The sequence below is a fragment of the Mesorhizobium sp. M8A.F.Ca.ET.057.01.1.1 genome, assembly GCF_003952565.1.
Taxonomy (GTDB): Bacteria; Pseudomonadota; Alphaproteobacteria; order Rhizobiales; family Rhizobiaceae; genus Mesorhizobium.
The window spans coordinates 4,273,552-4,295,201 of sequence record NZ_CP034454.1; the positions used below are offsets into that span (position 1 = coordinate 4,273,552).

Here is a 21,650-nt window from a genome sequence, read left to right on the forward strand (position 1 = left end):
CTCACACCGGGTTGGGCAATTGGGCTGGGGTGAAAATGGTTCGGAAATATTGTCGCAAGTCGGCTGCGTCGATACTTGCAGGATTACTAATGCTCTCGGCGACCGGCATGAGCATGGCCAAATCGCTTGCAAGCAGCAAAGGCCACGTTCGTTTCCCGGTGCTGACCGGACTGCTTGTCGTAACGACAGTCGCCGCCGCGACGGCGGGTTCACTGGCGGGAAGCAAGGGAGACGTGCATTTTCCACCGACCATGGGCTCGGATCCGAAGAGCGAATGCAACGTGGCGTACAAAGCCTATATCGCGGCGGGCGGTCATTCGGCCTACGCCACGACCTTTTATTCGCGCGTTGTCGACCTCTACATCATCTGCGGGACGAAGCTCAACGCCCCGTCCCAGAAGGCCGCGGAAGAGATAGCGCTGCGCAGTTGTCAGGCCGGCCTGGCGCGATGGAAGGTCAAGACCGCGAGTGGCGGCTGCGCCATCTCGGCGTCGAAGTAGGCGACACGTCGAGATATTCTCGTGATTGGGGGGATCAAAATGAAATCCATGATCTGCAAACGGGTAGCCGGATCGATGCTGGCTTGGTTGCTGATAGCGGCCGCCCCAGGCGTTGGCATGGCCGGATCGCTGGCGGGAAGCGAGGGAGACAAACGTTTCCCGCCGACTTTGAATGGCGATCCGAAGTCGCCATGCACCAAGGCCTACAAGGCCTATGTCGCGGCCAGCGGCCATTCCGCCTATGCCACCACGCCGTACTCCAGGGTGGTTTCTCTCTACATCCTCTGCGGCGCGCGACTGAATGCGCCGTCGCAAAAGGCAGCGGAGGAGCTGGCCATGAAATCCTGCCTGGCCACGCGCGCTCACTACAAGGTGACAAACGGCGGCGCCTGCGAGATCGCCGCGTCCAAATAGCAGGTGTCTGCCGAACTGGTATCGCTTGCCGCAAATCCGGGAGGCTCCATGTTTAGCAAGATCCTGATCGCCAATCGGGGCGAGATTGCTTGCCGTGTCATCCGTACCGCCCGCAGGCTGGATGTGCGCACCGTCGCCGTTTATTCAGACGCCGACGCCAAGGCTCTGCATGTCGAAATGGCCGACGAGGCGGTGCATATCGGCCCCTCGCCCGTCGGCGAGAGCTATCTGCGCGGCGACAGGATTGTCGCGGCGGCCCTGGCGACAGGGGCGCAGGCCATTCATCCCGGTTACGGGTTCCTCTCGGAAAACCCGGATTTCGTCGACCAGGTGGTCGCGGCTGGCCTCATTTTCATTGGCCCATCGGCCGCTTCGATCCGCGCCATGGGGTTGAAGGACGCCGCCAAGCGGTTGATGGAGAAAGCTGGCGTTCCGGTCGTGCCGGGCTATCATGGCGAGGCGCAGGAGATCGTGCTGCTTGCCTCGAAAGCCCGCGAGATCGGCTATCCCGTGCTGATCAAGGCGCGTGCCGGCGGCGGCGGCAAGGGCATGCGGCGCGTCGAGCATCCCGATGATTTTTCCGAGGCGCTGTCCAGCGCCCGGCGCGAAGCCAAGGCCGCCTTCGGCGACGACCGCGTGCTGGTCGAAAAATACGTCGACAAGCCACGGCATATCGAAGTGCAGGTGTTCGGCGACAATTTCGGCAATGCCGTGCATCTCTACGAACGCGACTGCTCGGCGCAACGCCGCCACCAGAAAGTGATCGAGGAGGCCCCCGCCCCCGGCATGACGCCGGCTTTGCGCAAGGCGATGACGGAGGCGGCGGTGAAGGCGGCCAAGGCGATCAACTATTCCGGCGCCGGCACCATCGAGTTCATCGTCGACGCCTCGCAAGGCCTCAAGGCCGACCGCTTCTGGTTCATGGAAATGAACACCCGCCTGCAAGTCGAGCATCCGGTCACCGAGATGGTCACCGGCACCGATCTGGTCGAGTGGCAGTTACGCGTCGCCAGCGGCGAAAAACTGCCAAAGACACAAAGCGAGATCGCGCTTTGCGGCCATGCCTTCGAGGCGCGCATCTACGCCGAAGACGCGGCCAAGGGGTTTCTGCCGGCGACAGGCACGCTGCACCACCTGAAATTTCCGGGCGTTGCCCCCGAAGGCGCCGCGATGCGCATCGAGACCGGCGTGCGGGCTGGCGATGCCATCTCGCCCTACTACGATCCGATGATCGCGAAGCTGGTCATCCATTCCGGGGACAGGCGGGCGGCGCTGGAAGCGCTCCGCACCGCGCTCGCGCGAACCGAGATTGCCGGCTCCACCGTCAACACCGCTTTTCTTGCCGCTCTTGCCGCCGACCCGGATTTTGCGGCGGGAGACGTCGATACCGGCCTGATCGGCAGACACCAGGAGATGCTGACGGCGGTCGCGCCGCCGACCGGCGAAATCATCTCGGCTGCCGCGCTGGCGGCCTCGGGTGCCGGAGCATTGCCATCGTCGGACGACCCCTGGTCGTCGCTTGCCGGCTATGCGCATTTCCACGGCGTGGCGCGGCGCATGCGGCTGAAGTTCGGCGACGAGGCCATCCTGGCCAAGGTTTCAATGCGGCCGGACGGACGCTTTCAGGTGGCTCTCGATGCGCCGTATGACAGCACCAATTCGCATGACCTTCGGGCCGTTCCCCGCCTCGCCCGCTGGCCTGGCCACATCACCGTGTTCGAAGGCGCTGTCGGCTATACTTTCACCGTGCCGGATCCGCTGGCCAGGAGCGATGAAGCCGCTGCCGCCTCCGCCAGCCTGCGCGCGCCGATGCCGGGTCTCGTCAAGCTTGTGCGCGTGGCGAAAGGGGACGCCGTGACCAAGGGGCAAATTCTGCTGATCCTCGAAGCGATGAAGATGGAGCACACCATCGCCGCCCCGCATGACGGTGTGATCGCCGAGATCGCCGGGGAAGGGTCACAGGTCACCGACGGGGCGGTGCTGGTGCGGTTCATCGAGGACCAGAGCGCGTCGACCGCCACCACCGGCCGATAGACGGAGCGCATCGCGGACCGCAAACAGAAATGGCCGGGACGAACCCGGCCATTTCCTTGGACTATCCGATCGTCGGAGCGATTACTGCGCGATCGGGGCGTACTTGCCGTCATGCCACTGGTTGATGTCGTAGCTGGCATTCTTGAGGTCGCCCTTCTCGTCGAAGGTGACGTCGCCGACAACGGTGCTGATCGGCGTGCCGTTCTTCAACGCTTCGGCAACCTTGGCCGGATCGTCGCTGCCGGCACGCTTGATGCCTTCGGCGAAAGCCTGGACCACGGCGTAGGAAAACAGCGTGAAACCTTCCGGCACGAAGCCGCCGGCCTTGATCTTCTCGACGGCCGCCTTGGCTTCCGGCTTTGCCTGCGGATCCGACGGGAACACGAACATGGTGCCTTCGCCGGCCGGGCCGGCAACCTGCCAGAACTCCGGCGAGGCGATCGAGTCCGGCATGATCAGCTGGAACTTCAGGTTCTGTTCGGCCGACTGACGCAGGATCAGGCCAGCCTCAGGATGGTAGCCGCCGAAATAGACGACATCGGCCTTGAGATCCTTCAGCTTGGTGACAAGCGCCGAATAGTCCTTCTCGCCGGGGTTGATGGCGTCATAGTAGACTTCCTTGAGGCCACCGGTATTCATGGTTGCCCTGACGGCGTCAGCCACGCCCTGACCGTAGGCGCTCTTGTCGTGCAGGATGACCACATTCTTGCCGGCATACTTCTTGGCAATCCACGGGCCGATGAAGGCGCCCTGTGCGTCGTCACGCGTATAGAGGCGCATGATCGTCGGCCAGCCGGACTTGGCCGCAGCGTCGGTCAGCACCGGGTTCGAAGACGCCGGGCTCATCATCAGCGCACCGGCTTCGGCATAGACGGCCGAGGCCGGAATGCTCGAACCCGAGCAGGCATGACCGTCGATGAACTTGACGCCGTTGGCAATGATGCGGTTGGCGACCGAAACGGCCTGCTTGGGGTCGCACTGGTCGTCCTCGATGTCGAGCTTGATCATCGAGCCGTTGACGCCGCCCGCGGCATTGATGGCATCGGCCGCGGCCTTTGCGCCCTGTTTGAACTGATCGCCGATGGTCGCGAGCTGTCCGGTCATCGGGCCAACCACCGAGACGGTGATGTCGTCGGCGAACGCGACGGGCGCGCTCATCATCAGGCCGAAAATGGCCGCGCTCAAAATACCCATTTTTTTCATGACAATAGAACTCCTCCACTCACGCGCGGCCGCCCCGGCCGCGCTTCTTCCAGAGAGGCGGGACAATTTCATCCTTCACCGGGCCTGTCTAGGCGCATTGGCGCCGCTCGATTGGGCCTGCGCGGTCTCATCCACGCAAAAAGCCACGCCAGCCTTGTTCCGGCTGGTCGTGGCTTTTTGCCTGTCAGGCTGTTTCCCCGGCGCCCCCGCGCTGTGACCCAACCCACCTTCCCTGTCTTCCTGTTGGCCATGATGTTGCCGAAGCCCCGATTCAACTTCGGGATCATGGTCGCGCGGCTTGGACCTGTCGGCCTGCCGCATTCTTTTGTTGTTGGCCGGTGGCCTGGCTGTCTGCGCAGCCTTGTCCCTGTTGGCGCGACCGTCTTTTAGCGGTCTTGGCCGGAGCGTCCCCGTCTGGCGGAACTCAGTGCATGGTCATCCATTCGCGGGCTTCGCGCAGCGCCTTGGCGATCTCGACCTTCGACATGGCCGCCGAGAGTTCCGAGCGCAGTTCCGCGGCGCGGGCCGAACCCTTGATGGCGGCGATGTTGAACCATTTGTGGGCGGCAACGACATCGGTCTCGCAATCGCGGCCGGTCGCATACATCATGCCCAGTTCGAAAAGAATGTCGGCCTGGGCAGTTGCCCCCATGGCGCCGAAGCCTGCTTCAAGCATTTCAAAACGTGCCATTTTAGTCCCCTGTCTGGCTCCCGAGAGCTGCCTCCGTTTGTCTTGTCCGGGGCGCTCTTTCGATGCTTTCGAGAATGCCGCGCAGGCTTGAATCCGTCGTTAAATGGCGTGCTTAATTTGAGGAAAACAAAGCTAAAACAAGAGGTAAACACAGAAATTCGTTAAGGATACGAACCCAGCAATTCGGCTGGTTTTCGCCAAATTTGACGAAAATTTTCGGGGCCGCGATCAACACTCCGCTAACCACGGGAAACAAACACGACGGGGCGATCGTTTTCATTTCCGTCCCGGCAGGGTGAATTCAGGCGCTTTCAAAATGCCGAAGTCTTCCGTTGCGGCACCGCTTTTGTTTTGACGGAAGCTGGACTAGCTTACGTTTGCGTAAGCGGCAGTCCGGCGAGGCGGAGCATCCGGCCGGCCATCCAAACGGAGGAAGACATGTTTCGAAAAGTGAGCCTGGCCCTGGCGGCCACTTTGATGCTGAGCGGCGCGGCATGGGCCGATCCGATCGAGGGCAACTGGAAAACGCAGGCAGGCGACACCGCGGCCATTTCAGGCGGCGGTTCATTCTCCATCACGCTCAAGTCCGGTAAATATGCCGGCAAGACCATCGGCTCGCTCAAGGCGGCCGGCGACAACAAATATACCGGCAACATCACCGATCCGGCAAACGACAAGACCTATTCCGGCAAGGCGACATTGTCGGGTACCTCGCTCAAGATGAGCGGTTGCGTGCTCGGCGGACTGATCTGCAAGAGCCAGACCTGGCACAAGCTCTAAGCGTCCATCTCCTTGTGATCTCAAAACGGGGCCCGGCGGGTCCCGTTTTCGTTTTATCGACGCGCAGACCGTGGCCCTCGATGGCCGTACAGGCCGGCGACAGCCTGATCAGAGCCCGTCAATCAATTTGAACCGCAGATGAACGCCGGCATCAGAGCCGGTTCAGAGGCGTCAGGGCATTCTCCTGCGTGTTGAAGGAGACACGGACCCAATGCTTGCTCGCCGCTTCACCATCGTCTGCCTGCTGATGAGCCTGTTTGGGATGTTCTTCGCCATCCTTGTCGCCGAAGCGGCCCGTTCCCCCCGCTCCTGGGACGAAGCCGCCAGAATGTGCCACCTCGCTTGCCCGACCAGCCTTCGCCACTGAAACAGAGAACCAGACCTCGAAAAGAAAAGCACAGACATCATGAACCGCATCGCCGCCAATCTCGCCAAGACCCTCCGGCTCCTGCCGCGGGCGGCGCTTATTCTGGTGCTCCTGGCTGCTCCGGTCCTGGCGGTGCCGATGATGCGCGCCGATGCCGGCTCGACCATCGAGGCGCCGGCGCTCCGAAAGTCCGGCGTCGGGTTCGTGCTGCTGGTCAGCCTGCAGCGGGGTTGAAGAAAAATGGCGCTTTGAGCGCCTTCGGCGGCGAGCCCCCTCCCAACCGCCCGTCCAAGTCTCTATATTGAGCCATGGAAAAGCGAATCTACCCCCAAGCCATCGAATCAGTCGTCATGCCCGAGCCTTTTGGCCGGCAAAGCTTCGACAATGCCGAAAAGGCCGTTGCCGCACTGCAGGTGCTTTACAACCGCAACACCAAGTTCCTTCGCGATTCCTTCGCAGCCCTTGCCGCCGGCGGCGACAGCAGCAAGCGCTACCGGGCCTTCTACCCCGAGATCGGCGTCACCACGAGTTCGTTCACCCAGGTCGACTCGCGCCAGGCCTATGGCCACATGCCGACGCCCGGCCATTTCGCCACCACGGTGACCCAGCCGGACCTGTTCGAGACCTACCTCATCGAGCAGCTTCGGCTGATCATGCGCAATCACGGCGTGTCGGTGACCGTCTCGGAATCGACCACGCCGATCCCCCTGCATTTCGCTTTCCTGGAAGGCACCTATGTCGACGGCGCCGCTGCCGAGCGCATCAAGCGGCCGATCCGCGACCTGTTCGACGTGCCGGATCTCGACGGCACCGACGATCAGATCGCCAACGGCACGTTCGAGGTCGCCTTCGGCGAGCCCCGGCCGCTGGCGCCGTTCACGGCGCAGCGCATCGACTATTCACTGCACCGCATGACGCACTACACCGCAACCAGCCCGCAGCATTTCCAGAACTTCGTGCTGTTCACCAACTATCAGTTCTACATCGACGAGTTTGTCGCCCGCGCCCGCGACCTGATGGAAAAGGGGGGTGACGACTACACAGAATTTGTCGAACCTGGCAACGTCATCACCCGGGCCGGTCAGGGTGCGCCCAGCGAAGGCGTGGCGCCACAGCGCCTGCCACAGATGCCGGCCTACCATCTGAAGAAGCCGAATCATGGCGGCATCACCATGGTCAATATCGGCGTGGGTCCTTCCAACGCCAAGACCATCACCGACCATATCGCGGTGCTTCGGCCGCATGCCTGGGTGATGCTTGGTCACTGCGCCGGGCTGCGCAACACCCAGGCGCTGGGTGACTATGTGCTGGCGCATGCCTATGTGCGCGAGGATCACGTGCTGGACGACGATCTGCCGGTCTGGGTGCCGATCCCGCCATTGGCCGAGATCCAGGTTGCGCTGCAGGAAGCAGTCGCCGAGGTCACCGGCCTGTCGGGCTATGATCTGAAGCGCATCATGCGCACCGGCACCGTCGCCACCATCGACAACCGCAACTGGGAACTGCGCGACCAGCGCGGACCGGTGCAGCGCCTGTCGCAGTCGCGCGCGATCGCGCTCGATATGGAGTCGGCGACGATCGCCGCCAATGGTTTCCGCTTCCGAGTCCCCTATGGCACGCTGCTGTGCGTTTCCGACAAGCCGCTGCATGGCGAGTTGAAATTGCCTGGGATGGCGACCGAGTTCTACAAACGCCAGGTGGCGCAGCACCTGACCATCGGCATCAGGGCGATGGAGAAGCTGGCCGAGATGCCGATGGAGCGGCTGCATTCGCGCAAGCTCCGGAGCTTTTCGGAGACAGCGTTCCAATAGGCGATCGCGCGAAGCCACGGCGAGGCAATTCGTCGTCTTGCTCAGGCCGTAATTTGGCGGATAAGCAAAAATCGAACGGATCGTCAGGCGGCATTCGGCAGACACGACCTCGATGACAACAGGCGCGCGCTTGAACATGACGGCTGGGCTGGCATTCCTGGCGATGACGGCATTGTCGGCCGCTTTGTTGGCCGGGTTCTTCGGCGCGCTGCACCCCGCTTTCGATTCCTTCTCGCATTTCCGCGTTCACCTCAGCGTGCTGATGGCGCTTCTGGCGCTGCCGCTGCTTGCGAGTTCCTACCGGCTGCAGGCGGCTGCGGCACTGCTCTTCGCCATCACTTGCCTGGCCACGACGGCAAGCGCATTGCCGAGGCTGTGGCCGCAGCCAGCGATTGCCCAGCCCGCCGACCAGATCGTCTACAGCCTGCTGCAGATGAACCTGCGCTTCAACAACCCGACGCCGAAGAAAGTGCTCTCCCTGATCGGCCGCATCAATCCGGATGTGATCACCCTCGACGAAGTGTCTGACATGTGGACGACCGAGCTTGGCTACATCGCCAGTGCCTACCCCTACCGTATCCTCTGCCCCTACCCGAACGGCATGTTCGGCGTGGCGCTGCTGTCGCGCCGGCCGTTTGCCGCCGACACCGCGCCGCGTTGCGAGCCGCGCGGCGCGATGGCGACCGCCACCATCGACTTTGGCGGGAGCGATGTCGATGTCGCCGCGATTCATTTGAGCTGGCCCTGGCCGAAGGAGCAATACTGGCAGATCGGCGAATTGGCAGAGCCACTGGCCGCGCTCGGCGAGACCGCGATCCTGGCCGGCGATTGCAACGCCGTGCCGTGGAGTGCGGCGGTGCGGCGGGTCGCGGCGCTCGGCGGGCTGACACTCATGCCTTCAGCCGGCCCGACCTGGATCCACCGGACACTGCCCGACTTCCTGCGCCGCTATGCGGGCCTGCCGATCGACCAGGTGTTCAGCAAGGGCGGGCTGAAGATCCTGTCATCGACGCGGCTGGAGGACACCGGCTCCGATCATCTGCCGGTGCTGGTCGAATTTACGGTTCGATCGGATCAGAAGCAGCCTGAGGATGGGCACGCCACAGCGCTCGCGGCGAACGGCTTGTCAGCCAAGCCGCAGGGCTGACCTACAAGCGCCGCACAGTGCCCAAGCGTCGAGATGGCGGATGGATTGCGCGTTCAAGGTTTCCCGATCAAGGCAGCGATCAGATGTTCGACATGGCCGCCATCGCTATGCTCGCGCCGGTCGAAAGCGTTTTGCCTGGCCTCATATTCCGCATAGACGGTCTTGATGCGAAGCCGAGCCTCGCGGCGCGTCTTGTCGCACGAGGGGTCGTCGGCGACCCGCAGGCCGGCTATCGACCTTTCGGTAGCGCGCATCATCTCCCTGGCGATGCGCCCATGCGTTTCCTCATGGGCGCGAACACCGGCGAAGAACCTGTTCCAGCGCCTCTTCAGTGCCGGCGTCATGGGCGAACCAACGCGAGGAAAGGTGTAGAACAGATTGAGCGTGCCGTTGACCCGCCGCAGCCGGCAGAAGCCGTTGTCCTGACCCCCGCCGAGATCCCAGTCGACGGTATAGGCAGTTGTGGCGATGGCATGCGTCATGAAGCCATGCTTGGGACCCTTGCTGTCCATCGCCTCGATGAAGGCCGTCCCCGAGCTTCCCGTGATGTCGTAGGTCCGCGTCTGGACAATTGCCCTGGTGCCGGCCAAGGCCTCTGGCGCGCACAGTGTCCCGATGACGATGAGGCATGTCAGAAATGTCCGGCGCATCGGCCTTCTCCTTGTCCCCGGAGAAGGGAACCACAAGCCGGTGCTCGTTTCAACGGTTCTGCTGTGCTGCATGCCCTCGCAGCTAGCACTCCGCTGCATTTTTTGCCGCCGCGCCCTAGCGGCGCAGGGGTCACATGCCCTGGTAGACTGGTCCTTCACCGCCTTGCGGCGGCACCCAGTTGATGTTCTGGTTCGGGTCCTTGATGTCGCAGGTCTTGCAGTGGACGCAGTTCTGCGCGTTGATGACGAAGCGCACGTCCTTGGCCTGCGGATCGGCGGCGGCGTTGCCGTCCTTGTCCACCCACTCATAGACGCCCGCCGGGCAATAGCGCGTGGAAGGTCCGGCGAACACATCGTGCTCCGACCGCTGCTGCAGCGCCATGTCCCGACGACGAGGTGCACCGGCTCGTTTTCCTCGTGATTGGTGTTGGACAGAAATACCGAGGAGAGACGGTCGAAGGTGAGCACGCCATCCGGCTTCGGATAGGCGATCTTCTTGTGCTGGGCGGCAGGCTCGAGCGTCGCATAGTCGGCCTTGCCATGCTTCAGCGTGCCGAAGGGCGAGAGGCCGAACAGCGTGTTCAGCCACATGTCGAGGCCGCCGAGGCCGACGCCGATGATGGTGCCGAAACGCGACCATAGCGGCTTGACGTTGCGCACCTTCTTCAGATCCTTGCCGATGTCGGTCGCCCGCCAGGCTTTCTCGTAGGCGGAAAGCTCGTCATTGGCACGGCCGGCGCCGATCGCCTCGGCGACATGATCGGCGGCCAGCATCCCAGACAGCACCGCATTGTGGGAGCCCTTGATGCGCGGCACGTTGACGAAGCCCGCCGCGCACCCCATCAGCGCGCCGCCCGGGAACGACAATTTCGGCACCGACTGCCAGCCACCCTCGGTTATGGCGCGCGCGCCGTAGCCCAGTCGCTTGGCGCCCTCGAACGTGCCTGCGATCGCCGGATGGGTCTTGAAGCGCTGGAATTCCTCGAAGGGCGACAGATAGGGGTTCTTGTAGTTGAGGTGGAGGACGAAGCCGACAGCCACCTGGTTGTCCTCCAGATGATAGAGGAACGAACCGCCGCCGGTCTTCATGTCGAGCGGCCAGCCGAAGGAATGCTGCACCAGACCCGGCCGATGATTCTCCGGCTTGACCTGCCAGAGTTCCTTGAGGCCGATGCCGTATTTGCCCGGCTCGCGGCCATCCGAGAGGCTGTATTTGGCGATCAGCTGCTTGGCGAGCGAACCGCGCGCGCCCTCGCCGATCAGCACATACTTGCCCATCAGCGCCATGCCCGGCGCGAAACCCGAACCGTGCGTGCCGTCCTTCTCGACACCCATGTCGCCGGTAACGACGCCGGTGACGGCGCCTTCTTCATTGTAGAGCAGGCCGGCAGCGGCAAAGCCTGGATAGATCTCGACGCCAAGCGCCTCGGCCTTGCCAGCCAGCCAGCGGCAGACGTTACCCAGCGAGACGATGTAGTTGCCGTGGTTGTTCATCAGCGGCGGCATCAGGATGTTGGGCAGGCGGAACGAACCGGCGGGGCCAAGCACCAGGAAATGGTCCGCCGTGACCGGTGTCTTGAAGGGATGACCATCCTCCTCGCGCCAGCCGGGCAGAAGCCGGTCGATGCCGATCGGGTCGACTACGGCCCCGGACAGGATGTGAGCGCCAACCTCGCCGCCCTTTTCCAGCACGACGACGGAGAGCTCGGGATTGACCTGCTTAAGACGGATGGCCGCGGCAAGGCCGGCCGGCCCGGCACCGACGATGACCACGTCGAATTCCATGCTTTCGCGTTCGATATCGCTCATCAACCCCTCCGCACTGGCTTGCCGCCGTTGGCGTATCTTGCTGGCTCCTGCGCTGCATAGCGCATCAATTGGCGACAGGAAACCGGCGCATACGTGACAATGCGGATTTGGCCAAAAAGTCGCGCATTCTGCGGCAGGCAAGCCGTTTCCGCGCTGCGCGGCCCTTCAAGCCTGCGTTTTCTATTGTTCGACGGCTTGCTTATCGGCCATACTTCCCGCCATGCGCATTCCCGGGCCAGGCGGCTTCTCTTCGACGCGCTTTCCATCAACGCCCGGCCGGGCCTGCCGGGCGGTTATTTTGGCCCTTCTGGCGTTGGCGCCGGGCCGTGCCGTCGCGGATGAAGTGAAGGTCTGGGCGACAGGCGCGTACTCATTCTCCGACGAGCTTGGCGGTTTCCGCATCACCGGGGCTTCCGGCATCGGAACCAAGGACGATCCGCTGGTCATCACCGAAGAACTGAATTCGGCGACACCCGTGACGCTGACCATCCGCACCACAAAGCCGATCCAGACATTCGGCAAGGCGGGTGAGTTCGCCAACGGCATCATGTATATGCGCCTCGAGGTGCTCAACAACAGCGGCCAGGCCTGGATCGAGTTCCAGTTCGAGCTGCAGGAAATACTGGATCAGCCAAGCGTGTTCGGGGATGGGCTTTCGTTCGATCAGCGCAACAAGACGCCAGACAATATCTGGTCGAGCAATTTCGCCGATTTCGACCGCGACTTCGAACCCTATGACCGGCTGCTGTTCAAAAACGGCAAGGTCGATCCGCTCAAGACCGCCAGCTTCGAGTTCCTGATGACCGACTACACGCCGCGATGGACCTTCTATCTCGTGCAGGATCCGCGCATACCCACCGGCTAGACCGCGACCTCGCCTCGGCAAGAGGGAGGCTGTCGCGAACCGTCTTCGCCGAGGTTGCAAATTGACGCGGCCCGGACGATGGTGCGGCCATGACTGCCGCCTCTCCCAACAATCCGGTCGATTTCGCCGATCTGCTCGCCTTCTATGCCAGCGTGGGTGTCGACGAGGCTCTGGAGGATGCGCCGGTAAACCGGTTCGCGGAGGCCGCGCCGAAGCCGGCGGAGCGGATGCCGACGACGACGCCAGGCGAAAGCAGCGCACCGGAACCGCCCGTTGCTCCGCCGGGCCTCGATGGGCGCGCGGTGCCGGATGCGCCGGCCCCGCGCCCGCCGACCTCGGCCGTGCCCGACGAGGCGCAGGCTGCTTTGGCGCGCCAACTGGCCACCGCGGCAGTGTCCCTGGACGAGCTGCGCCAGCACATGGCCGCTTTCGAGGGCTGCAATCTCAAGGCCACCGCCAAGAACCTCGTATTCGCCGACGGCAACCCGCAAGCCACTGTCATGCTGGTCGGCGAAGCTCCTGGCCGTGACGAGGACATTGAAGGCCTGCCCTTCGTCGGCCGCTCGGGCCGGCTGCTCGACCGCATGCTGGCGGCGATCGGCCTTGACCGCAACTCGGTCTACATCGCCAATGTCATTCCCTGGCGGCCGCCCGGCAACCGCCCGCCGACGCCGCACGAGACCGAGATCTGCAGGCCGTTCATCGAGCGTCAGATCGAGCTGGTCAATCCCAAGGTGCTGATCAATCTCGGCGGTCCATCGGCCAAGACCTTGCTCAACACCTCGGAAGGTATCCTGCGGCTGCGCGGCAACTGGCGCGTCCACACCACCGCGTCCGGCATTGCCATTCCGGCCATGCCGACGCTGCATCCGGCCTATCTCTTGCGGACGCCCGCGCACAAGAAGCTGGCGTGGCGGGATTTTCTCGAGGTGAAGGCGAAGCTGCGGGCGCTCGGCTAGCGATGACCTCGCAGGTAATTGAAATGCCTTCAGCGTCGGCCTAGTCAGCGGCCATGACAAGCTCGCAGACCTCCGCCGGCAGTCTCATCCGTGAATGGCGCACGCGCCGCCGCTTGAGCCAGCTCGACCTCGCCATGGACGCCGAAATTTCGCAGCGGCATCTCTCCTTCGTCGAAAGCGGTCGCGCCGCACCCTCGCGCGACATGGTGCTGCATCTGGCCGAGCAACTGGCGATCCCGCTCAGGCAGCGCAACCAGTTACTGTTGGCCGCGGGCTTTGCTCCCAGCTTCGGCGAACGGCCGCTCACCGATACGACGCTGGCGCCGGCGATGGCGGCGGTCGAGACCGTGCTCAAGGGGCATGAGCCATTTCCGGCGCTGGCCGTGGACAGGCACTGGAACCTGGTTTCGGCGAATGCCGCGATCGCTCCTTTCCTTGCCGATGTTGGCGAGGCTTCGCTGCTGACGCCACCGGTCAACGTGCTTCGCCTCAGCCTGCACCCCGGCGGCATCGCGCCACGCATCGTCAACCTGCAGGAATGGCGCACGCACCTGATCGAGCGTCTCAAGCGCCAGAACGATGCCACCGGCGATCCGGTGCTGGTCGAACTGGAGCGCGAACTGCGCGGCTATCCCTCAGGCCTCAAGGGCAGCCGGCCGGCGCCGGTCGAACCGAATGCGATCGTCCATCCACTGAGGCTTGCCCATGGCGGTCAGGTTCTGTCGTTCATCAGCACCATCACGGTCTTCGGCACACCGCTGGATGTGACCTTGTCGGAACTGGCGATCGAATCCTTTTTCCCGGCCGATGAGCAGACACGGGCGGCGCTGGTGCGCCTGGCAAAGGAGCGGTCGTAACGGTCCTGATCACCCTTGCGGCAGGGCCGCCTTGCGGGTGCGGGTGCGTTCCAGACCCAGTTGCCGTTCGCGCCAGATGATGAAGATGCCGGCGGCCACCACGATCGCACCACCGACCAGCGTGCCGGACGAGGTCACGTCACCGAAAACGAGATAGCCAACCACGATCCCAAGGATCATGGAGGTGTATTCGAAAGGCGCCACGACCGAGGCTTCGGCATGGCGATAGGCCGCGGTCATCAAGATCTGGCCGAGGCCGCCACAAAAGCCAGCCATAATGAGCAGCGCGGCTTGCGTTGGCGTCAGCAATTGCCAGCCGAAGGGCAGCGTCAGCAGCGAGAGCACGCTCGCCGTCGACGAGAACCATAGCACGATGGTGGCCGTTTTCTCCGTCTGCACGAGATTGCGCACCAGCAGCATGGCGACGGCCGAGATTGCAGCGGCCATCAGCGCCGCCATGACTCCCAGGACCTCCTGGTCGTCGAGCCCTTCGTCCGAATTGAGCAACGTCAACTCCGGCCAGGAAATGATGAGCACGCCAATGAGGCCGACGGCGACGGCGCTCCAGCGATAGACGCGGATCGTCTCGCCAAGGAAGACCGAGGAGAACACCACGACCAGCAGCGGTTGTGCATAGTTCAGGGTGATCGCCTCGGGCAACGGCAGCCTGGTAAGCGCGAAAAAGCCGAGCCCCATGGCACCGACGCCGACGACGCCACGCGCGATGTGGTTGAAGGGACGTTTCGTGGCGAAAGCGGTGGCCAGATGTCCTTTCAATGCCAGGAAGGCGATGATCGGGAAGATGGCGAAGAAGGAACGGAAGAAGACGATCTGCCCGGCTGGCACGTCGCCTGCCGCCTTGATGCAGGTTTGCATGCCGACAAAGACCGTCACGGAGACGATCTTCAGCACGATGCCTCTCAGCGTGCCGTGGCCGCCCGTCGTCTCTGGTTGCGCCCCGGCCTCTGATGTCACTTTGGCAATGCGTCCGTGCCCGCCGTCGAGGGCACGTTGCGGATCTCGAAATGGCAGAACGGGAGATTGTCGGCGTGCCGAACGAAAGCGCCCATCCCGAGTTTCGGTGTGACGGCGGTCATGACTGCCTCGCGACGATGAAAGGATGGCCTGAATTAGGCTCTGCCGCAGTTTTGTCGAGGGTGTGTTTCGTGTAAAGAGCGCGGACTTTGAATTTTTTGGACCAGTCAAACCATGTCCGGTCCCCGGAAAAGACAGGAAAAGCCAGGGAATGCGCACTGATACAGGCCAGGTCTTCAAACTCGAGGACTATCGCCCCAGCGACTACCTCATTCCGGAAACCAACCTTGACTTCCGTCTTTCGCCGCAGGCCACGGTCGTCACCGCGATACTGACCGTCGAGCGCCGCGAGGGCATATCGAAATCGGCTCCGCTGGTGCTCGATGGCGACGGGTTGACGCTCAAGCGCGTCGAGATCGACGGCAAGACGGTGAAACCGGCGGATCTGCTGGCGAGCCCCGACCAGCTGACGCTGCTCAAGCCGCCGGCCCCACACCGTTTCCAGCTGCTGATCGAAACCGAGCTGGCGCCGGCCGGCAATGAGGCTCTTATGGGCCTTTACCGCTCGAACAACGTTTACTGCACGCAGTGCGAGGCGGAGGGTTTTCGCCGCATCACCTACTTCCTCGACCGCCCCGATATCCTGTCCGTCTACACAGTGCGGATCGAGGCGCGGCGCGACGAGGCGCCGCTGCTCCTGTCCAACGGCAATCCGGTCGAGAGCGGCGATCTCGCCGACGGCTGGCATTACACCAGCTGGCGCGACCCCTTCCCCAAGCCGTCCTACCTGTTCGCGCTGGTGGCCGGCAATCTCGGCCAGGTCGCCGACAGTTTCGTGACCGTGTCCGGTCGCAAGGTCGAGCTCGGCATCTATGTCGAGCCCGGCAAGGAGGCGCTCGCCGGCTACGCGATGGACGCGCTGAAGCGGTCGATGCAATGGGACGAGGAGGCGTTTGGCCGCGAGTACGACCTCGACGTCTTCAACATCGTCGCCGTATCGGACTTCAACATGGGCGCGATGGAGAACAAGGGCCTCAACATCTTCAACGACAAATACGTCCTGGCTGACCAGGAGACGGCGACGGACGCCGATTTCGCCAATATCGAGGCGATCATCGCGCATGAGTATTTCCACAATTGGACAGGCAACAGAATCACTTGCCGCGACTGGTTCCAGCTTTGCCTGAAGGAAGGACTGACGGTCTTCCGCGATCATGAGTTCTCCGCAGACCAGCGCTCGCGCGCGGTCAAGCGCATCGCTGAAGTGCGCACGCTGCGCGCCCACCAGTTTCCCGAGGACCAGGGACCGCTGGCGCATCCGGTGCGGCCGCGCCGCTACCGCGAGATCAACAATTTCTATACGGCGACGGTCTACGAAAAAGGCTCCGAAGTGGTGCGCATGATCCGAACCATTCTCGGGGCTGAGGCCTTCCGCGCCGGTATGGACCTCTATTTCGAACGCCACGACGGTGAAGCCGCGACCATCGAGGACTTCATGAAGGTGTTCGAGGAGGCGTCCGGCCGCGATCTTTCACAATTCGCGCTCTGGTATCACCAGGCGGGCACGCCCAACCTGACCGTGAGTTCGACGCACAATCCTGCCGCTCGGGAATTCACGCTCGAGATCGAGCAGTCGGTGCCGCCGACACCGTCGGAAAGCCGCAAGCGGCTGATGCATATACCACTCGCCTTTGGGCTGATCGGCGCCGGCGGCAAACCTGTCGAGTACAGCGGCGTCGAGGGCGCGAGCGTCGAGGACGGTGTCATCCATGTCCGCAAGCGCCGTCACATAGTGCGCTTTTCCGGCGTTGCCGAACGACCGGCGGTGTCACTCAACCGCGGCTTTTCGGCACCGGTGACGCTGTCAGTCGAGCAGAAGTCGGCTGACCAGTTCTTCCTCGCTCGCCATGACAACGACGCCTTCTCGCGCTGGCAGGCCTTCAACACGCTGCTCACCGATGCGCTGATCGCTGCCTTCCGCCAGATCCTTGGCGGCAAACAGCCGGACTTCGCCTCACAGCTGACCGAGCTTGCCGGCAACATCGCCGGCGACGAGAAGCTGGAACCAGCCTATCGGGCCCTGGCCCTGGCGCTGCCTGGCGACGCCGACATCGCGCGTGACATCGGCAGGAACATCGATCCGGATGCCATCCATTCATCTCGCCAGGCGCTTGCGCGGGCGATCGCCACGGCCAATGGCGAGGCATTTTCCGGCCTCTACGACAGCCTTGCCGACAAGACCGCTTTCAGCCCCGACGCGGCGAGCGCGGGACGACGCGCCTTGCGCAACATTCTGCTGGATTATCTCTCGCTGCTGCCTGGCGGGGTGGCATTGGCGGCCGGGCATTTCCAGTCCGCGACCAACATGACCGACCGCGCGGCCGCATTGGCAGTGCTCGCGCATCGTCACCACGGATCGCCGGAAGCGAAAAAGGCGCTGGCGGGGTTCGAAAAGACATATGCGTCCGACCCGCTGGTCATGGACAAATGGTTCCAGATTCAAGCCGGCGTGCCGGGGCCACAAGCTGTCGACACGGTCCGCTCCCTGACCGCTCATCCGGGCTTCTCGATGGGCAACCCGAACCGGGTGCGCTCGCTGATCGGCACATTCTCCAGCGCCAACCAGACCGGCTTTCACCGCGCCGACGGGGAAGGCTACCGTTTCTTCACGTGGACGGTGCTCGAGGTCGAAAAGCGCAACCCGCAAGTGGCGGCAAGGCTGGCGACGGCGCTCAGGTCCTGGCGTTCGCTCGAACCGGGCCGGCAAGCCAAGGCCAGAGAAGCGCTGGTTTCGATCGCCAATGCCGAAAACCTCTCCGCGGATCTGCGCGATATCGTCGAGCGCACGTTGGCGTGAATGCAGACTCTGCTGCCTATGGGAGAATTCTCCTGTGCCCGGCGCCTATCAAACCGACTGATGGGGCTGTGCCTTTGCGGTCAACTCGATTCCAAGGGCCTTCATCACTGCAATCGTGGTTTTTAGTGTCGGATTGCCGTTCTCACTGAACGAGCGATAAAGCTGTTCACGCGAAAGTCCCGTCTGGCTCGCTATTTGGGCCATGCCCTTAGCGCGCGCAACGACACCCAGCGCATGTGCGATATAGCCAGAATCTTCGGAAGCAAACGCTTCCGCCATGAATGCCGCAATCGCCTCATCGGAGGTCAGGCCTTCAGCCGGATCAAAGGTCGTCAGTTTCTCAGCCATCTCATTCGCTCCATTCTTGTGCCAGACGTTTCGCCGTCTTGATGTCCTGGATACGCAACTCCCGGATGCCCATAAGCAAGACGGTCAAGCCGGGCAAAGATCGCGCCACGAGCGCGCTCATCCTTTAGCCGCATCCACCATTTTCGGAACGTTTCGGTCTGCTTCAGATCGATCATAGGGAATTGTAGTTTATAAACTACATCCCGTCAAGGAAGCTCAAGGATCGGTCCGCTCTTATCCGACTCGCCTTCTGTCACATAGCTCTCGTCAATATGATCGCGCTCAAAAAGGGCCTGGGTCGATCCAGCACTATTTTAGTCGATTTTTAATCTTTTTTCGCCGAACCACTGGACAAGGCGAATCACCTTTGATTCTTTAATGGCGATTCGGATGTGCGGTGTTGCCGGATCACCAGCACATAGAAATGCGGCATACTGGAAATCGGGGAGTGCCATTTATGGCAAAGGCGGACGCGTGGGGCGCGCCCGGTGGGATGGCTTTTGCACGTCGCGAGACGCGCAGCGACGGCCTTGCCGGGAATACGCGGCTCATCGCCGAACCGGCCTACAAGCGGCTTCTTGCGGCTGAACCGCTGCTGCGCCGGTCGATACCGGCCCTCATCGTCATCTTCCTGCTCGTCATCGCGGCCCTGCGTGTGCTCTCGCTGATGAACGAGCGCGACGATGTCGAGCGCGATGCCAAGGCGATCCTGACGCTGGCCGCCGCGCAGCTCGCCAGTTCGCTCGCCACCACGTCGGACACGCTGCCGGGCGCCACCCAGGACCTGCTGGAGACCACCAGCCGACAGGGCGCGATGGGCCGCAGCCATGTGCTGGTCGTCACCGACAGTGCCTTCAGGATCACCGCGGTGACACCACGTTCGGTGCCCTGGCAAGGCCATTCGCTCGACGGCCTCGTCCAGGGCGGCCAGCCTTTGTTCATGTTCGGCGATCGCGCCGGTGTCATGGAGGTCAACATCGGCGGTCAGGACTGGTACGCGGCGGTCAGCCTGTCCAAGGACAGGAAGGGAGCCGCCGCGGCGCTTGTGCCGCAAGAGGCGGTCTTCGACACCTGGCGCAAGACGGTCTCGCTCAACGTCACCCTGTTCGTGCTGACGGCAGGCGTGCTGATCATCATCCTCTACGCCTATTTCGGACAGGCGGCGCGCGCGCAGGCAGCCGACCGCATCTATCTCGAGGCACATCAGCGTATCGACATGGCGCTGGTGCGCGGCCGCTGCGGCCTTTGGGACTGGGACATGGTGCGCGGCAAGATGTACTGGTCACGCTCGATGTATGACATGCTCGGCTACGAGCCCTGCGAGACGATGCTGTCCTTCGGCGAGGTCGACGAGATCATCCATCCCGAGGACGGCGACCTGTTCGAACTCGCCAACAGGATCGTCGCGCGCGATATCGATCACATCGACCAGGTGTTCCGGATGCGGCATGCCGATGGCCAATGGGTGTGGATGCGCGCCCGGGCACAGGTCATGGATCCGGAAGCGCCGGAGATCCAGCTGATCGGCATCGCGGTCGACGTTACCGAGCAACGGCATCTGGCGCTGCGCTCCGAAGCGGCCGATCTTCGTCTCAGGACCGCGATCGAGAACATCAATGAATCCTTCGTGCTGTGGGATTCGGCTCAGCACCTGATCATGTGCAATTCCAAATACCAGCAGGACAACGGGCTTTCGGATCGCGACGTAATGCCGGGTGTGACGCGCGCGTCCCTGGAAGAGCGGATGCTGGCCTTTGCTTCGGAACGCCGGCTTGCCAACACCAATGGTCCGCAGGGCGGCGCCACGTTCGAGCGGCAGCTGTCCGACGGCCGCTGGCTGCAGGTCAACGAACTCAGGACCAGGGACGGCGGCATCGTCTCGGTCGGGTCCGACATCACCCAGATCAAGTTGCACCAGGAAAAGCTGGTCGACAGCGAGCGCCGGCTGATGGCGACGATCCATGATCTCAGCCTTGCCCGCCGGGCCGAAGAGGAACGGGCGCGCGAGCTGGTCGACCTCAACCGCAAATACATGAAGGAAACCGAGCGCGCCGAAGCGGCGAACCGGGCCAAATCCGAATTCCTGGCCAACATGTCGCATGAATTGCGCACACCGCTCAATGCCATCATCGGCTTCTCCGAACTGATGGAACAGGGGCTGTTCGGCCCGCTGGGCTCGGAGCGTTACGAGGAGTACGCCACCGACATCAACAGCAGCGGCAAATACCTGCTTGGCGTCATCAACGACATTCTAGACATGTCCAAGATCGAGGCGGGCCAGTTCTCGCTGGACCAGGAGCAGATCGACCTCGGTCCGCTGATCAGCGAGACGGTGCGTGTCGTGTCGCTGCAGGCGGCGCAGAAGGCGATCACCGTGGAAACGCGGATCTCCGACGCGCTGACGTTGTTCGCCGATCGCCGGGCGATCAAGCAGATCGTCATCAACCTCCTGTCCAATGCGGTGAAGTTCACCGGCCAGGGCGGCCACATATCGGTCAGGGCCCGCAACACGTCAGGCGCGCTGGTGTTGACGATTGAGGACAATGGCTGCGGTATCCCGAAGGAAGCGCTCGGCAAGCTGGGGCGTCCCTTCGAGCAGGTGCAGAACCAGTTTTCCAAGAACCATGCCGGGTCAGGGCTCGGGCTCGCCATTTCGCGGTCGCTGGCCGAGTTGCAGGGCGGTGCACTGAAGATCCGTTCCACCGAGAGTGTCGGCACGATCGTCTCGGTGCGCATTCCCGTGAAGAAGGCGCCAACGGCGGTCAAGGCGGCGGCCTGAGCGACGGGCTCCGGCCAACGATGTCGGAGTCCGTATCAACCAATCCTACTGCAGGCCGCCGTCGTTGCCTTCGTTATCCCATTGACGGTGATGGCCAAAGCGGCCGCCCTTTGGCAGTTCGCCCTTCTCGATCTTGCCGTCATTGTTCTTGTCGAGAATCGCGAAAAGCTTCTTCTCGCGGCCGCTGATGTCATCAGCGGTCAGCGTGCCGTCGCCCTTGCTGTCGTAACGGGCGATGATGCGCCTGGCCATGCGTTCGAAGCGTGCCTTCTCCAGCGCGTCGGCGAGTTGAGCGACAGTCAGTTTGCCGCCATTGTCGGCGACAAGCTTCTTGAGCCGTGCGTCCATGACATTGGAGAACTGATCGAAGGTGATGGTGCCATCATTGTCCTTCATCGCCTTGTCGAGCCGCATCATGGTGCGCCGACGCATATTTGCGCTGTCGACATTCTCGGCATAGGCCGCGCCGCCGACGGCTCCGGCCAGGGCGATGAAGGCAAGTGCGAGCTTGGTTGTCTTTCTCATGACTTTCTCCTGTTGCATA

20 protein-coding genes and 1 pseudogene are annotated in these 21,650 nt (G+C 62.9%); 13 read left to right on the forward strand and 8 right to left on the reverse strand.

Annotated elements, in window-relative coordinates; translation table 11 throughout:
- The first annotated feature begins 35 nt into the window (after nt 1–35).
- From EJ077_RS20480 to EJ077_RS20490, 3 genes are read left to right on the forward strand one after another with little or no spacing between them, the layout of a single operon-like run.
- Complete coding sequence (locus EJ077_RS20480; RefSeq protein WP_208695820.1) at nt 36–500, forward strand: hypothetical protein; 465 nt, start codon at nt 36–38, stop codon at nt 498–500.
- Nucleotides 501–539: 39 nt separating this feature from the next.
- On the forward strand, nt 540–914 hold the full coding sequence (locus EJ077_RS20485; protein WP_208695821.1) for a hypothetical protein: 375 nt from the start codon (nt 540–542) through the stop codon (nt 912–914).
- A 48-nt stretch (nt 915–962) separates the two neighbouring features.
- Complete coding sequence (locus EJ077_RS20490) at nt 963–2,948, forward strand: acetyl/propionyl/methylcrotonyl-CoA carboxylase subunit alpha (RefSeq protein ID WP_208695822.1); 1,986 nt, start codon at nt 963–965, stop codon at nt 2,946–2,948.
- Between the two features lie 81 nt (nt 2,949–3,029).
- Here the strand turns inward: EJ077_RS20490 and EJ077_RS20495 are convergent, their stop codons facing one another.
- Together EJ077_RS20495 and EJ077_RS20500 are read right to left on the reverse strand one after the other, a co-directional pair.
- Complete coding sequence (locus tag EJ077_RS20495) at nt 3,030–4,151, reverse strand: branched-chain amino acid ABC transporter substrate-binding protein (protein ID WP_208695823.1); 1,122 nt, start codon at nt 4,149–4,151, stop codon at nt 3,030–3,032.
- Between the two features lie 424 nt (nt 4,152–4,575).
- Nucleotides 4,576–4,842 carry a sel1 repeat family protein gene (locus tag EJ077_RS20500; RefSeq protein WP_010915070.1) on the reverse strand — a complete coding sequence of 89 codons (267 nt, stop codon included), beginning with the start codon at nt 4,840–4,842 and terminating at the stop codon, nt 4,576–4,578.
- Between the two features lie 438 nt (nt 4,843–5,280).
- On the opposite strand from EJ077_RS20500, the gene EJ077_RS20505 reads away from it, so the two are divergent.
- The 5 genes from EJ077_RS20505 (at nt 5,281) to EJ077_RS20525 (ending at nt 8,947) form a co-directional block, all read left to right on the forward strand.
- Complete coding sequence (locus EJ077_RS20505) at nt 5,281–5,622, forward strand: DUF2147 domain-containing protein (protein ID WP_208695824.1); 342 nt, start codon at nt 5,281–5,283, stop codon at nt 5,620–5,622.
- A gap of 211 nt (nt 5,623–5,833) precedes the next feature.
- A complete protein-coding gene (locus EJ077_RS20510; RefSeq protein ID WP_208695825.1) occupies nt 5,834–5,989 on the forward strand; it encodes a hypothetical protein in 156 nt (51 codons plus the stop codon).
- Between the two features lie 39 nt (nt 5,990–6,028).
- Nucleotides 6,029–6,223 carry a hypothetical protein gene (locus tag EJ077_RS20515; protein ID WP_127871363.1) on the forward strand — a complete coding sequence of 65 codons (195 nt, stop codon included), beginning with the start codon at nt 6,029–6,031 and terminating at the stop codon, nt 6,221–6,223.
- A gap of 116 nt (nt 6,224–6,339) precedes the next feature.
- Nucleotides 6,340–7,800, forward strand: coding sequence for an AMP nucleosidase (locus tag EJ077_RS20520; RefSeq protein ID WP_245458476.1), 1,461 nt, complete (start codon nt 6,340–6,342; stop codon nt 7,798–7,800).
- Between the two features lie 136 nt (nt 7,801–7,936).
- Nucleotides 7,937–8,947: an endonuclease/exonuclease/phosphatase family protein gene (locus EJ077_RS20525; RefSeq protein ID WP_208703066.1), complete on the forward strand. Its 1,011-nt coding sequence runs from the start codon at nt 7,937–7,939 to the stop codon at nt 8,945–8,947.
- A 53-nt stretch (nt 8,948–9,000) separates the two neighbouring features.
- Here EJ077_RS20525 and EJ077_RS20530 read toward each other — a convergent pair whose 3' ends face one another.
- Nucleotides 9,001–9,696, reverse strand: coding sequence for a DUF922 domain-containing Zn-dependent protease (locus EJ077_RS20530; RefSeq protein ID WP_416859526.1), 696 nt, complete (start codon nt 9,694–9,696; stop codon nt 9,001–9,003).
- 31 nt (nt 9,697–9,727) lie between these two features.
- Nucleotides 9,728–11,406: pseudogene (locus EJ077_RS20535) on the reverse strand (electron transfer flavoprotein-ubiquinone oxidoreductase).
- Nucleotides 11,407–11,626: 220 nt separating this feature from the next.
- On the opposite strand from EJ077_RS20535, the gene EJ077_RS20540 reads away from it, so the two are divergent.
- From EJ077_RS20540 to EJ077_RS20550, 3 genes are all read left to right on the forward strand, one after another.
- Nucleotides 11,627–12,271 (forward strand): hypothetical protein, encoded by a 645-nt coding sequence (locus EJ077_RS20540; RefSeq protein ID WP_208695828.1) that lies wholly within the window; start codon nt 11,627–11,629, stop codon nt 12,269–12,271.
- Nucleotides 12,272–12,360: 89 nt separating this feature from the next.
- Nucleotides 12,361–13,230: a uracil-DNA glycosylase gene (locus tag EJ077_RS20545; RefSeq protein ID WP_208695829.1), complete on the forward strand. Its 870-nt coding sequence runs from the start codon at nt 12,361–12,363 to the stop codon at nt 13,228–13,230.
- Between the two features lie 53 nt (nt 13,231–13,283).
- Nucleotides 13,284–14,087 (forward strand): helix-turn-helix domain-containing protein, encoded by an 804-nt coding sequence (locus tag EJ077_RS20550; protein ID WP_208695830.1) that lies wholly within the window; start codon nt 13,284–13,286, stop codon nt 14,085–14,087.
- A gap of 9 nt (nt 14,088–14,096) precedes the next feature.
- On the opposite strand, the gene EJ077_RS20555 is transcribed toward EJ077_RS20550, so the two are convergent.
- On the reverse strand, nt 14,097–15,062 hold the full coding sequence (locus EJ077_RS20555; protein ID WP_208695831.1) for a DMT family transporter: 966 nt from the start codon (nt 15,060–15,062) through the stop codon (nt 14,097–14,099).
- Nucleotides 15,059–15,184, reverse strand: a complete 126-nt coding sequence (locus tag EJ077_RS32610) for a hypothetical protein (RefSeq protein WP_281040177.1) — start codon at nt 15,182–15,184, stop codon at nt 15,059–15,061. The genes EJ077_RS20555 and EJ077_RS32610 overlap by 4 nt, the downstream gene beginning before the upstream one ends.
- Before the next feature lie 149 nt (nt 15,185–15,333).
- On the opposite strand from EJ077_RS32610, the gene pepN reads away from it, so the two are divergent.
- Nucleotides 15,334–17,979 (forward strand): aminopeptidase N, encoded by a 2,646-nt coding sequence (gene pepN / locus EJ077_RS20560; RefSeq protein ID WP_208695832.1) that lies wholly within the window; start codon nt 15,334–15,336, stop codon nt 17,977–17,979.
- Nucleotides 17,980–18,027: 48 nt separating this feature from the next.
- Here the strand turns inward: pepN and EJ077_RS20565 are convergent, their stop codons facing one another.
- The gene (locus EJ077_RS20565; RefSeq protein ID WP_135915302.1) at nt 18,028–18,327 is read right to left on the reverse strand and encodes an addiction module antidote protein; all 300 of its coding nucleotides are present in this window, start codon (nt 18,325–18,327) and stop codon (nt 18,028–18,030) included.
- 457 nt (nt 18,328–18,784) lie between these two features.
- On the opposite strand from EJ077_RS20565, the gene EJ077_RS20570 reads away from it, so the two are divergent.
- Nucleotides 18,785–21,106 carry a PAS domain-containing sensor histidine kinase gene (locus EJ077_RS20570; protein ID WP_208695833.1) on the forward strand — a complete coding sequence of 774 codons (2,322 nt, stop codon included), beginning with the start codon at nt 18,785–18,787 and terminating at the stop codon, nt 21,104–21,106.
- Nucleotides 21,107–21,151: 45 nt separating this feature from the next.
- On the opposite strand, the gene EJ077_RS20575 is transcribed toward EJ077_RS20570, so the two are convergent.
- Nucleotides 21,152–21,631 carry a hypothetical protein gene (locus EJ077_RS20575; protein WP_208695834.1) on the reverse strand — a complete coding sequence of 160 codons (480 nt, stop codon included), beginning with the start codon at nt 21,629–21,631 and terminating at the stop codon, nt 21,152–21,154.
- Between the last annotated feature and the right edge of the window lie 19 nt (nt 21,632–21,650).

Excerpts from the sequence above, each read along its gene's own strand:
- EJ077_RS20495 (WP_208695823.1), bottom strand. The coding sequence starts at position 4,151 with ATGAAAAAAATGGGTATTTTGAGCGCGGCCATTTTCGGCCTGATGATG.
- EJ077_RS20490 (WP_208695822.1), top strand. The coding sequence starts at position 963 with ATGTTTAGCAAGATCCTGATCGCCAATCGGGGCGAGATTGCTTGCCGT.
- EJ077_RS20575 (WP_208695834.1), bottom strand. The coding sequence starts at position 21,631 with ATGAGAAAGACAACCAAGCTCGCACTTGCCTTCATCGCCCTGGCCGGA.
- EJ077_RS20485 (WP_208695821.1), top strand. The coding sequence starts at position 540 with ATGAAATCCATGATCTGCAAACGGGTAGCCGGATCGATGCTGGCTTGG.
- EJ077_RS20550 (WP_208695830.1), top strand. The coding sequence starts at position 13,284 with ATGACAAGCTCGCAGACCTCCGCCGGCAGTCTCATCCGTGAATGGCGC.
- EJ077_RS20530 (WP_416859526.1), bottom strand. The coding sequence starts at position 9,696 with ATGCAGCGGAGTGCTAGCTGCGAGGGCATGCAGCACAGCAGAACCGTT.
- EJ077_RS20480 (WP_208695820.1), top strand. The coding sequence starts at position 36 with ATGGTTCGGAAATATTGTCGCAAGTCGGCTGCGTCGATACTTGCAGGA.
- EJ077_RS20545 (WP_208695829.1), top strand. The coding sequence starts at position 12,361 with ATGACTGCCGCCTCTCCCAACAATCCGGTCGATTTCGCCGATCTGCTC.
- EJ077_RS20510 (WP_208695825.1), top strand. The coding sequence starts at position 5,834 with ATGCTTGCTCGCCGCTTCACCATCGTCTGCCTGCTGATGAGCCTGTTT.
- EJ077_RS20515 (WP_127871363.1), top strand. The coding sequence starts at position 6,029 with ATGAACCGCATCGCCGCCAATCTCGCCAAGACCCTCCGGCTCCTGCCG.
- EJ077_RS32610 (WP_281040177.1), bottom strand. The coding sequence starts at position 15,184 with ATGACCGCCGTCACACCGAAACTCGGGATGGGCGCTTTCGTTCGGCAC.
- EJ077_RS20565 (WP_135915302.1), bottom strand. The coding sequence starts at position 18,327 with ATGGCTGAGAAACTGACGACCTTTGATCCGGCTGAAGGCCTGACCTCC.
- EJ077_RS20505 (WP_208695824.1), top strand. The coding sequence starts at position 5,281 with ATGTTTCGAAAAGTGAGCCTGGCCCTGGCGGCCACTTTGATGCTGAGC.
- pepN (WP_208695832.1), top strand. The coding sequence starts at position 15,334 with ATGCGCACTGATACAGGCCAGGTCTTCAAACTCGAGGACTATCGCCCC.
- EJ077_RS20540 (WP_208695828.1), top strand. The coding sequence starts at position 11,627 with ATGCGCATTCCCGGGCCAGGCGGCTTCTCTTCGACGCGCTTTCCATCA.
- EJ077_RS20500 (WP_010915070.1), bottom strand. The coding sequence starts at position 4,842 with ATGGCACGTTTTGAAATGCTTGAAGCAGGCTTCGGCGCCATGGGGGCA.
- EJ077_RS20525 (WP_208703066.1), top strand. The coding sequence starts at position 7,937 with ATGACGGCTGGGCTGGCATTCCTGGCGATGACGGCATTGTCGGCCGCT.
- EJ077_RS20570 (WP_208695833.1), top strand. The coding sequence starts at position 18,785 with ATGGCAAAGGCGGACGCGTGGGGCGCGCCCGGTGGGATGGCTTTTGCA.
- EJ077_RS20520 (WP_245458476.1), top strand. The coding sequence starts at position 6,340 with ATGCCCGAGCCTTTTGGCCGGCAAAGCTTCGACAATGCCGAAAAGGCC.